General features: G+C 36.2%; 10 protein-coding genes, 2 pseudogenes and 1 other annotated feature. Of the genes and pseudogenes, 9 read left to right on the forward strand and 3 right to left on the reverse strand.

Going from position 1 to position 10,756, the window contains the following annotated elements:
* Nucleotides 1–54: 54 nt before the first annotated feature.
* Nucleotides 55–1,014, reverse strand: coding sequence for an IS30 family transposase (locus tag NE257_RS03455; RefSeq protein ID WP_251885775.1), 960 nt, complete (start codon nucleotides 1,012–1,014; stop codon nucleotides 55–57).
* Nucleotides 1,015–1,445: 431 nt separating this feature from the next.
* Here NE257_RS03455 and NE257_RS03460 point away from each other — a divergent pair, with 431 nt between their 5' ends.
* From NE257_RS03460 to NE257_RS03470, 3 genes and pseudogenes are all read left to right on the forward strand, one after another.
* Nucleotides 1,446–2,804 (forward strand): TrkH family potassium uptake protein, encoded by a 1,359-nt coding sequence (locus NE257_RS03460; protein ID WP_251851432.1) that lies wholly within the window; start codon nucleotides 1,446–1,448, stop codon nucleotides 2,802–2,804.
* Between the two features lie 221 nt (nucleotides 2,805–3,025).
* Nucleotides 3,026–3,966 (forward strand): annotated as a pseudogene (gene floA / locus NE257_RS03465) (flotillin-like protein FloA).
* A gap of 115 nt (nucleotides 3,967–4,081) precedes the next feature.
* Nucleotides 4,082–4,127: a sequence feature (sodium ion sensor (DUF1646 type); this cis-regulatory element may regulate processes involved in with the transportation of sodium ions), on the forward strand.
* Between the two features lie 56 nt (nucleotides 4,128–4,183).
* On the forward strand, nucleotides 4,184–6,940 hold the full coding sequence (locus tag NE257_RS03470; protein ID WP_251885776.1) for a cation-translocating P-type ATPase: 2,757 nt from the start codon (nucleotides 4,184–4,186) through the stop codon (nucleotides 6,938–6,940).
* A gap of 201 nt (nucleotides 6,941–7,141) precedes the next feature.
* Here NE257_RS03470 and NE257_RS11740 read toward each other — a convergent pair.
* Together NE257_RS11740 and NE257_RS03480 are read right to left on the reverse strand one after the other, a co-directional pair.
* A pseudogene (locus NE257_RS11740) lies at nucleotides 7,142–7,240 on the reverse strand (DDE-type integrase/transposase/recombinase); the annotation flags it as partial.
* Between the two features lie 57 nt (nucleotides 7,241–7,297).
* Nucleotides 7,298–7,732, reverse strand: coding sequence for a MarR family winged helix-turn-helix transcriptional regulator (locus tag NE257_RS03480; RefSeq protein WP_251851434.1), 435 nt, complete (start codon nucleotides 7,730–7,732; stop codon nucleotides 7,298–7,300).
* A 120-nt stretch (nucleotides 7,733–7,852) separates the two neighbouring features.
* Between NE257_RS03480 and NE257_RS03485 the strand changes: the two genes are divergently transcribed.
* From NE257_RS03485 to NE257_RS03505, 6 genes are all read left to right on the forward strand, one after another.
* On the forward strand, nucleotides 7,853–8,266 hold the full coding sequence (locus NE257_RS03485; protein WP_040366739.1) for an Ohr family peroxiredoxin: 414 nt from the start codon (nucleotides 7,853–7,855) through the stop codon (nucleotides 8,264–8,266).
* A gap of 24 nt (nucleotides 8,267–8,290) precedes the next feature.
* Nucleotides 8,291–9,235, forward strand: coding sequence for an NADP-dependent oxidoreductase (locus NE257_RS03490; RefSeq protein ID WP_251870212.1), 945 nt, complete (start codon nucleotides 8,291–8,293; stop codon nucleotides 9,233–9,235).
* Between the two features lie 172 nt (nucleotides 9,236–9,407).
* Nucleotides 9,408–9,740, forward strand: a complete 333-nt coding sequence (locus NE257_RS03495) for a hypothetical protein (RefSeq protein ID WP_251885777.1) — start codon at nucleotides 9,408–9,410, stop codon at nucleotides 9,738–9,740.
* Nucleotides 9,679–10,233, forward strand: a complete 555-nt coding sequence (locus NE257_RS03500) for a hypothetical protein (RefSeq protein WP_251885778.1) — start codon at nucleotides 9,679–9,681, stop codon at nucleotides 10,231–10,233. The genes NE257_RS03495 and NE257_RS03500 overlap by 62 nt, the downstream gene beginning before the upstream one ends.
* Nucleotides 10,234–10,363: 130 nt before the next feature.
* Nucleotides 10,364–10,492: a hypothetical protein gene (locus NE257_RS11595; RefSeq protein WP_007208477.1), complete on the forward strand. Its 129-nt coding sequence runs from the start codon at nucleotides 10,364–10,366 to the stop codon at nucleotides 10,490–10,492.
* 55 nt (nucleotides 10,493–10,547) lie between these two features.
* Nucleotides 10,548–10,756, forward strand: a 209-nt coding sequence (locus NE257_RS03505) for a DNA alkylation repair protein (protein WP_251885779.1), incomplete at its 3' end; no start/stop codon positions are given.

Below are 10,756 nucleotides of genomic sequence, written 5' to 3' on the forward strand. Positions count from 1 at the left end.
TAGGTGTTTCGCACACTAATCGAGTTTATGGATTTTTTCATTCTATATTAATTGTCAAATTAAGTTAGACAAGTTTTCTTTGCTTATGTGACTCAAGAATACTTTTATTGGTGTTTTATAGTTTAATGATTTTCGAGGGATATTATTTCTTTTCAATTCAATAGATTGGATAAAAGATTCATCAACTTCGTTGAAAACCATTTGCTTTGGTAAACCATCTTTACGGAATAAACCATTCGAGTTTTCATTCAAGCCTCTTTGTGATGGTGCACCAGGATCTGCAAAATAGATATCACTATCATTGATATTACTGATTGCTTTCCAATTGGAAAATTCCTTTCTACAATCAAAAGTCATTGATTTGAATAGATGCTTAGGTACAGATTTCATCCATTGGTTCAAACGATTTTCAATATCTATAGCTCGTCTGCCTTCTGGCTGAAGAGTGATGATTACTTTAGATAATCGCTCAACGAGGGTAATGACAGCACTTTTGTGCTTTTTACCTACAATAGTATCCCCTTCAAGGTGGCCAAATTCTTGATTGAATTTAGAATAATCATTTTCTCTGTCACGAAGTGATCGACGAAAAGATTGTTTTCCACGAGTTTCTTTGTGTTCGTTGGCTTTACATTTTCCTTTCATAGGTAAGTGAGTCACTTTAAATACGCCTTGTTTGAACATACGATAAAGTGTACGCATAGAACAAAAAATAGAAAACTCTGCACGGCCAACAATCATATCAGGTGTCCAACCTTGAACAACCATCTTTTGGATATATTCTGTTTGTTCATCTGATAAAACAATAGGACGTCTGCCACAGCGAGTTTTATTCTTCTTGTATTGATTGAAATAATCTAGAGCATTGTGCCCTGTTTTGAAAAATTGGTAAACTTTATGAATCGTTTGCCTAGATCTATTCAATAGTAATGCGGTTTTGGCTACAGATTGATGATTATTATCATACGCCTCTATCATTGCAAGTTCATTTGATGTAAGATGGGTATAGGTCATTTGTCTTCACTCCTTATAATTCTTTTGCGGGAACTATCTTGAGTGTAGCACAAATGACTTTTTTAATTGTCTAGCTTAGTTTTACAATCGGCGATTTAAAATTAACTTGATTGAAGCATCTAGAAATTCATCCTTTATTTTGATAGAATTGGGTATAGACATCTGATTTCCTTCTTATTATGTTTTAGACGACTTAATTATAGGACAATCACATGTCTTTTTGTTATAAAAAAATTTTTGATGTCCTTACTCAATGTGAGTAACAACACCAAATATTATAGAACCATTTTTTAACTATATATGATATGATATGGATTTTTTTATTATTCATGCTATCATGGAGCAGTTATTATCTAAAAAATACATTTAAAATAGTGTAGAGAAATGAATGATTATAAAAAAATGTAGAGAGATAGTGAGGGATAGGAAAGATGAAAAAAAGAAAGAGAATACTCTCTTTTTCACCAGTTCAGTGGATAACAAGTGGTTTTTTAGGATTAATTTTATTAGGTGCTAGCATTTTGATGCTACCAATTTCTTCAAGAAACGGTATGCAAACAGAATTTCTAGATGCGCTATTTACGGCGACATCTGCTATTTGCGTCACTGGATTAACGACAGTTACAACAAGTGAGCATTGGAGTGTTTTTGGCCAAAGTATTATCTTATTATTGATTGAGATTGGTGGGTTAGGATTTATGACAATTCCAATCTTCTTTTTTGTCTTAATGAAACAAAAAGTAGCACTTAGTACACGCATGATTTTACGAGAAGCATTTAATACAGAACAAATGTCTGGTGAAATAAAAGTATTATTTTCTGTAGTAAAGATTGCTTTTTCTATTCAAGGAATAGGTATGGTTTTGTTAGCATTTCGATTTGTTCCTTTATTTGGATGGGGAAAGGGACTATGGTATAGTTTGTTTCATGCAGTTTCTAGTTTTTGTAATGCAGGATTTGATTTATTTGGCGATAGTTTAGTAGGGTTTCAAAACGATCCGTGGGTTTTGATGGTAATCAGCTGTTTAATTATTTCAGGAGGTTTGGGCTTTTTTGTTTGGCATGATGTCTTAACAATGAAACAAGCTAGACATCGATTGAGTCTACATAGTCAAATTGCCTTACGAGTGACTGGTACTTTATTGTTCATAGGTATTATTGGTTTTTTTATTACTGAATACAATAATTCGAACTTTTGGACAGGAAGTATTATCCATCGATTCTTTAATACGATATTTCTTTCTGTAACCCCTCGAACAGCTGGCTTTTTCTCAATTGACTATTTTTCAATGTCTCACGCCGGATTAATGTTAACAATGCTACTTATGTTTATTGGGGGAACATCAGGTTCAACCGCAGGTGGGTTTAAAACAACAACTTTTGGTGTGCTTTTAATCAAGATGTATTCCACTTTTCATGGGAGAAGTCGAGCAGAATTTCGTGAACGAACGATTAGGGAAGAAAGTGTTTCTCGAGCATTTGTTTTATTCTTTATGTTTTTAACTGTGATAATTGTCAGTACAATGATTCTATCTGTGACAGAGACGATTCCAAATGTCAATCAATTAGGCTTAGAATATATCGTTTTTGAAGTTATTTCAGCCATTGGGACTGTTGGCTTGACTATGGGGTTAACACCGGAGTTATCATCAATTGGGAAAATCGTTGTTGCAATATTGATGTTTCTTGGGAGAGTGGGTGTACTAACTGTATTTTTCTCTTTGATTATAAAGGAAAATAAAGTTGAGGTGAAAATTAAATATCCAGAAGAAACGGTAATCATTGGATAGATTCATGATGTAGGAGTACACTATTTTATTAATGTAATGATTAAACCAAGTTACAAAAAAGTAAATAAGTGTAATTGAATAGCTAAATAGTTAAAAATATATTATGATAAAATAATAGCGTAATGAAAGTAAAGATTTGTATAACAAAGGAGGATCCAGTGGATAGAATAAGTAACGGAACTATAGGGATATTCATAGTTGCTATTCTAATTTTATTTATCATGAGTCTGTTTTTTTAGTTTTGTTCCAGTAGGATTGTGGATTTCGGCGTATTTTTCAGGTGTTAAAGTTGGTTTAGGTACATTAATTGGGATGCGTTTGAGACGAGTTTCTCCTCGACAAATTATTCAACCGTTAATTAAAGCAACGAAAACTGGGTTAGACTTAACAACTGATCAATTAGAGGCACATTATTTGGCTGGAGGAAATGTCAATCGTGTGATTGATGCTCTAATCGCTTCTCACCGCTCCTCATCGCGCAGATATTGATTTATAATTTGAGAAAGCCGCAGCAATTGATTTAGCTGGAAGAGATGTTTTTGAAGCCGTTCAAGTATCAGTTAATCCCAAAGTAATTGAAACACCGATGATTGGTGCTGTAGCAAAAAATGGGATTGAAATTATAGTTAAAGCCAAAGTCACTGTCCGTGCCAATATTGAACGACTTGTTGGTGGAGCAGGTGAAGATACAATTATTGCCCGTGTAGGTGAAGGGATTGTCACAACAGTGGGTTCAGCTGAAAGGCATGATCTAGTGATGAAAAGTCCTGAGGCTATTTCTAAAACAGTTTTAAGTAAAGTATTGGATTCAGGAACAGCTTTTGAAATTCTGTCCATTGATATTGCTGACGTAGATGTGGGGCGTAACATTGGAGCACAATTACAAACGGATCAATCCGAAGCTGATAAAAATATTGCGCAAGCCAAGGCAGAAGAGCGTCGTTCTATGGCAGTTGCAGAAGAACAAGAAATGCGCGCAGAAGTTGAAAAAATGCGTGCAAACATTGTCGAGACAGAGGCGGAAGTTCCCTTAGCTATGGCAGAAGCATTACAAAAGGGAACATTGGGTGCAATGGATTACTACAAACTAAAAAATATCCATGCTGATACTGAGATGCGAACGTCGCTTTCTTCAAGTACAGAAAAAACTAGTGAAGAATAGTTTTTCAGTCTACGATAATGATTGAGCAGTAAAAAAAGAATTTATGTTTTTTAGGCATTTGGATAGACAAAGTAGAAAATCTTTGTTAAATTAATACTAATTTCATAAATAATCAGGTTGGGCGCAAGCTTTCAAGACATATTCTCCAAGGGTGAGGAGAGTCTTGTTTGCTTGCGCTCTTTTTGCGTTGTTTAGAAAAAAAGAAAGGAAGTTATTTATGCATTTTTATCAAGAAAAAAAAGAAAAATTAATCAAGCGATTTGAGGTTGATTCAACGAACGGATTAACAAATGAACGGGTTCGTATTCTCAGAGAGCAATACGGAGTGAATAAGCTGCCTGATGAAAAAGAAAATTCCTACTGGAAAGTCTTCTTGAAGAATTTTAAAGAACCCATTGTCATCGTATTGATGGGAGCTATTGTATTATCTTTACTGAGTTCTTTTTATTCCATTCAGGTAAAAGGAGATGTGCAGCATGGAATAGAATCTTTGTATGAAGCAGCCGCTATTTTTATTTTAATTGTCATCAATGCTTGTTTAGGTTTCTGGCAAGAAATTAGTGCGCGTAAGAGTTTAAATGCCTTAAAAGAGATGAACAATCGTCAAACAACGGTCTTAAGAAATGGGAGCTGGGAAAAAATTACTGCTACAGATGTTGTGGTGGGGGATTTAATCAAAGCAGAGGTAGGCGATTTCGTTGAAGCAGATGTACGTTGGATTCAAACGAATGAATTGCAAGTGATGGAAGCACATTTAACTGGCGAATCAGATGCAATTCATAAAAATACTGAAGCAATTGATGAAGTTGTTGAAATTGGTGATAGAAAAAATATGGGCTTTTCAGGCTCTACTGTTTCAAATGGGCAAGGAATTGGTTTAGTCGTTGCTACAGGTTTAGACACTGAATTAGGAAATATTGCACAATTAATTCAAGCTGTAGAAGATAAACCATCTCCTTTACAGAATACGGTTAATAAATTGACAAAGACTTTAATGCTGATTTCAGCTGGTGTCATTCTATTTACTTTTGTGATTGGTATGATTCAGGCAGGGGAAATCAGTTTTACATCGATTGGTTCTGTGCTTTCGACATCCATTGCTCTAGCAGTAGCTTCTATTCCTGATGCGTTGCCTGCAGTATTGTCGATTGTATTGACAATTGGTGCTTCTAAAATGGCACAAAATAGAGGTCTTATTAAATCTCTTTCCAGTGTAGAAACTTTAGGAGCAACCTCTTATATTTGTTCGGATAAAACCGGTACCTTAACGAAAAACGAAATGACGGTGGTTAAGTATTATAGCAACGGCCATTATTACGCGGTGTCTGGACTAGGATATGCGCCAATAGGTGACATTCATTCACCAGAAGCAAGTGCCAAGTTGTCTGATACACTAGCCTTTTTAGAAGGAGCTGTTTTATGTAATGAAGCGACTGTCAAAGAAACAGATGGTGAATATAAACCGTTTGGGAATCCAACAGAAGTCGCATTAACAGTTTTAGGTTTAAAAGCAGGTGTAAAGAAAGAAAAACTAGAACAAGAAAAAGAAATTGTCCGTACATTGCCCTTTACGAGTAGTCGTAAAATGATGAGTGTCATTGTTAAAGAAGACGAGCGTTATCTAGTATATACCAAAGGCGCGCCAGATGTATTGGTTAATAAAAGTACAGGCATTTTAATCAATCATAAAGTTGATTCTTCAGAGGAAGCAAAACAATCATTCGTAGATACCGTCGAAGAGTATGCAGAAGCAGCCTTACGTACATTAGCTGTTGGTTATAGAGAAATTACGGAACAAGAAGCAATGAATGGATCTGTCGAAGAGTTAGAAAAACAGTTAATTATTACCGGCGTTGCCGGGATTATTGATCCTGCTCGTGAAGAAGTCAAAGAATCTGTAAGTACATTGAAAAAAGCGAATGTCGAAGTTGTTATGATTACAGGGGACCATGAAAAAACGGCCAAAGCAATTGCCTTAGAATTAGGTATTGTTGATACAGTAGATGCGATAGTGATTAAAGGTATTGAAATCGAGAAGATGTCTGATGAAGAATTATATAGTTATGTGAACCATACGAATATCTATGCTCGTGTGTCACCTGAACATAAACAACGCATTGTTAAACAATTACAAAAGCACGGACAAATTGTCGCAATGACCGGTGATGGTGTCAATGATGCACCTGCATTACGTGCTGCAGATATTGGTATCGCTATGGGGATTGCTGGAACCGAAGTGACGAAAGATTCAGCCGACTTAATTCTGATGGACGATAAATTCACAACAATTGAACAATCTGTTAAAAGTGGTCGAACCATTTATGCCAATATTAAAAATTTTATGCGTCATGAATTAACAACCAATGTAGCAGAAGTTCTTTCATTATTGATTGGTTTAATCTTCTTTACACAATCAATCGGCAACGTTCATGGTGCGACACCAACATTAACTGCTTTGATGATTTTATGGGTCAATATGGTAAGCGATGCAGTGCCTTCTTTTTCACTAGGATATGATGTCGCTGAGTCTGATATTATGGAGGAACAGCCGAGAGATCCAAACGAATCGGTTCTAGCAAATTATACTTGGTCTCGTGTCTTGATTCGCGGAATTTTTATGGGAGTATTGGTTTATGTTGCATTCTTATGGGCGGCTCACCAAGGGTTATCAAGTAATCAAGCCCAAACCGTAGCTTTCTTAACACTGGTTTATGGCCAATTATGGCATGTTTTTGATGCGCGAAGCACGAAAACATTATTTAGAAGAAACCCATTTGAAAACAAATATTTAATTGCAGCTGTTCTATTTGCAGGTATTTCTTCTTATCTGGTGACGATTATCCCATTCTTTAATATAGTAATGGGCACAGCACCATTGACGTTGTCAATCTATTTACTGGTACTGTTTGTTCCAGCCTTACCTACCTTGATTTTATCGGGCATGAAAGAGTTGTTTGGTATTAAAATTTGGTAATAGCTATCGAAAATAGCTAGGGATATGCAAAGAGGACTTGTCTAACTTAATTTGACAATTAATAAAAAATAAAATTCATGTAAGCAAGAAATAAGTCCTCGCACCGACATCTATCCTTAACTTGATTGTGTTGTAAAGTTTGAAAAATAAAAAGAACCCTTTAATTTTGAGTAAATTTCGCTTATGCTGCCTTAAATAGATTTTCAATTTCTTCGCATGGGGAAATTTACCTTTCATCTGTCGGTGATCCTGTTCCAGGATATCATTGAGATACTTGGACTTCCAATGGTTCACTTTTTTATTTGTCTAGCTTAATTTTACAATCGGCGCTAGCAAATTCAGTCTTATTTTTGTCGATTAAACCTCACGGAAGTTTTGGTTTAGCTGAATTAATTGTGAAATCAGATTGCCATATACACCAGATTCACTTGATTTGGTTATTGATTGGTAGACATCATGTGAAATACAAGGAAGTTTTTCTTGCAGTGATTTTCCTTTATCGGTCAGTTGAATAACCAATTGCCGTTCGTCGGTGCTAGCTCGTGTGCGACGCAACAGTCCTTGTTTTTCCATTTTTTTTAATAAAGGGCTTAGCGTGCCCGAATCTAGAAATAATCGCTCACCAAGTTGTTTTACAGATAAATTGTCCTCGATAGCCATTAGTGTAATAAAGCCTGTGTAGGTCAAGTCGACTTCATCTAAGAAAGGTTTGTACATGCGAATGATTTCTTTTGAAGCGACATAAAGTTGAAAACATAATTCATTTTGTAATGGATTGTCATTTGTGTTCATTTGAAGCAACTCCTTTCTTTTTATTTTAACAGAAACAAATTATTTCTCAAATACAATTAAATTGTGTACAATGTATTTCGTAAGATAAAAACAAACAAATGTCAGAAAGTAGGAATAGATATGAAAAAAGTTTTTTCAACAAAAATGATTAATACAGGCGGACGTAACGGTGAGGTTCATTCTCCTGATCATTCTTTTGAAATGCCAATCGCTGCTCCAGGACGCAGAGTAGCAGGTGCGACAAACCCAGAACAATTATTTGCAGCTGGATACAGTGCTTGTTTTAACAGTGCTTTGGATTATGTGAAAAAACAAGCACAAGTAGATGGTGAATCAACTATTGAAGTAACTGTTTCACTATACAATTTAAGCCAAACTGCATTACCTGATGTTCAATTAGGTGTCGAAATCGAAGGCCACATTGAAGGAATTACGTTAGAAAAAAGCCAAGAATTATTAGAAATCGCACACCAAACATGCCCTTATTCTCGTGCAACTCGTGGAAATATTGAAGTATCAGTAAAAGCAATCTAATTTTATTCGAAAGGATGAAGCAAGATGACAAAGACAAAAGCAGTCGTAATTAATCAATACGGCGGGAAAGAACAACTGACAGATGCAACGGTGACGTTACCTGAGTTATCCGCTCATCAAGTGTTGGTTAAAGTAAAAGCAACTTCGGTAAATCCAATTGATTGGAAGTTACGTGAAGGATATTTGCAACAAATGATGCCATGGGAATTCCCGATTATTTTAGGCTGGGACGTTGCAGGTATCATTGAAGAGGTAGGTTCACAGGTTTCTGACTGGAAAGTTGGTGATCGAGTTGCGGCTAGACCAGATACGACTCGGTTCGGTACGTATGCAGAGCACACAATTGTTGATGATCATCTTTTAGCAAAATTACCGGAAGAAGTATCATTTAAAGATGCAGGTGCACTACCTTTAGCTGGATTGACCGCTTATCAAGCACTATTTACCCATGGAAAACTTCAAGCAGGACAAAAGGTGCTCATTCATGCTGGCGCTGGTGGCGTGGGAACATATGCGATTCAATTAGCGAAAGAAGCTGGCGCCTATGTAATTACTACGGCTAGTCCGAAAAATCATCAGCTATTAAAAGAATTAGGTGCTGATGAAGTGATTGATTATCATACGATTGATTTTGAGACTACTTTAAGTGAGATTGATTTGGTTCTTGACACAATGGCAGGAGAGGTACAACGAAAAAGCATCACTGTACTGAAGCCTGAAGGACGTTTAATCAGTATTCTTTCGATAGACGAAGATCCACGGATTCAAGAAAAAGGGATTCATGCTGAGGCTATCTGGCTGCAACCAAATGGCGAAGAATTAGCATCCTTAGTTAAGCTGATGGCTGAAAAGAAACTAAAAAGCGTGATTGGCGCTGAATTTCCGCTGAACCAAGCGGGGATTTATGCTGCACATGAACTCAGTGAAACGCACCATGCAGTAGGAAAAATCGTATTGATAAACGAATAAAATATAGGTAAAAAAGCTCTAGCTATCCTTTTAAAGGGTCCCTAGAGCTTTTTTATATTTGAAATCAAGTATAAAAAAACCAATAAAAATATTATGTCTACTTACATTGGGTTTTTTGTTAAATCAGTTAAGCTAATAGAAAGAAATGACAAACTATTTGGAGGAATGGGGAATGAAAAGGCAAATGGTATTCGTATGGGTGATTGGTGGACTTGTTTTGGCGGGATGTCAATCAAATGTAAAGAAGAACTCTTCCACTGAAAGCTTAACTAAAGAGTCTTCTGTTACGATAAGTGAAACGGTAGTGAGTACCAGTGAATCAAAAGTAGTGGATAAGGCTGAAACGAAGGCAATTGATATCGCAGGTGAAGTGTACGCAAGCGGAGGCGAGCTTTGCGACGAATTGACAAGAAACACAAGCGGGCTTTACTTCGGAAACGGCGATGGAAAAAGCAGATGGGTATTCAAATTTTATAATTACTCCTCAATACGTGTCAGCATCTGATATGACAATTAAGATGAGTAATGGCGTTATAAGTCATGAAATGACTTTTACGAAGCAAAAACCAGCTGATAATGCAACGTATGATGTAGTATTAAAAGGAGATTTGACACCATTTGAAGGGACCTTTTCGACGGATAGTTTTAATCAATCCATTGCAGATTCTGACTTTACACTAGGTGGCTATACCTCTGAAGACTATTATCAGAATCGAACCACTGTCTTTCCGGCGATAACAAAGAACGGTTATTGGAATGGTATAATCGCACATGGCAAATTTGCGATTGATAGTTCTGATTTACCTAAAATGGTGAATCACTATTATGAGGTGCATCTACCTGGTACGAATACAGGAGCTAATAATGCGACACTTACCTTCTATCTCGTCCCACCAAACATTAACGGACCTGACGGAATAACAAGTGATGATAGACGGGTGTTTTTTGTGGTACATAGTGGTAAATCAACCCTTTTAAAGTATCAAGCGGATGAATGATGGAAAGCTTACCAATAAAGATGATGACAAAGAACTTTGCTATTCTTGTAAACTATAGATTTTTTTCTTGTAACTTCATTGAAAATTAGGTATTCTTTTCATGGATTGTCAAATGTGAGAAGGTGAAAAAATGAACGCAAAAGAGAAGATGCAAGAACTTATCCAAAAGAAACAAGGTGGCGGTCGATCCGACAAAATGGCTACGCCAAAAAATGATCGCAAGCATATGCGCAAAGGACCAAAAATTTATAATAAGTAAAATGAACGGATAAGTGACCATCATTTATCCGTTTTTTGCTAGGAAGGAGCTTGTCATGTACGAAGAGATAGTGTCATTATTTACCAAGCATCAAAATAAAGAAATTGCTGAACAACAGGCGGCATACTTAAAAAATCACTTTGTCTTTTTTGGCATAAAAACACCTGAACGACGTATGCTCGTGCGCCCGTATTTAAAGCAATGGCGTCAGTCTGAGGGAATCGATTGGCAATTTATGGAAAAGTTATGGCAAAACGAGCACCG

This window comes from Enterococcus italicus (assembly GCF_023743875.1).
Classification (GTDB): domain Bacteria; phylum Bacillota; class Bacilli; order Lactobacillales; family Enterococcaceae; genus Enterococcus_G; species Enterococcus_G italicus.

Coding starts and splice junctions, on each gene's coding strand:
- NE257_RS03495 (WP_251885777.1), top strand. CDS start 9,408: ATGAAAAGGCAAATGGTATTCGTATGGGTGATTGGTGGACTTGTTTTG.
- NE257_RS03500 (WP_251885778.1), top strand. CDS start 9,679: ATGGAAAAAGCAGATGGGTATTCAAATTTTATAATTACTCCTCAATAC.
- NE257_RS03470 (WP_251885776.1), top strand. CDS start 4,184: ATGCATTTTTATCAAGAAAAAAAAGAAAAATTAATCAAGCGATTTGAG.
- NE257_RS03460 (WP_251851432.1), top strand. CDS start 1,446: ATGAAAAAAAGAAAGAGAATACTCTCTTTTTCACCAGTTCAGTGGATA.
- NE257_RS03490 (WP_251870212.1), top strand. CDS start 8,291: ATGACAAAGACAAAAGCAGTCGTAATTAATCAATACGGCGGGAAAGAA.
- NE257_RS03455 (WP_251885775.1), bottom strand. CDS start 1,014: ATGACCTATACCCATCTTACATCAAATGAACTTGCAATGATAGAGGCG.
- NE257_RS03480 (WP_251851434.1), bottom strand. CDS start 7,732: ATGAACACAAATGACAATCCATTACAAAATGAATTATGTTTTCAACTT.
- NE257_RS11595 (WP_007208477.1), top strand. CDS start 10,364: ATGAACGCAAAAGAGAAGATGCAAGAACTTATCCAAAAGAAACAAGGT.
- NE257_RS03485 (WP_040366739.1), top strand. CDS start 7,853: ATGAAAAAAGTTTTTTCAACAAAAATGATTAATACAGGCGGACGTAAC.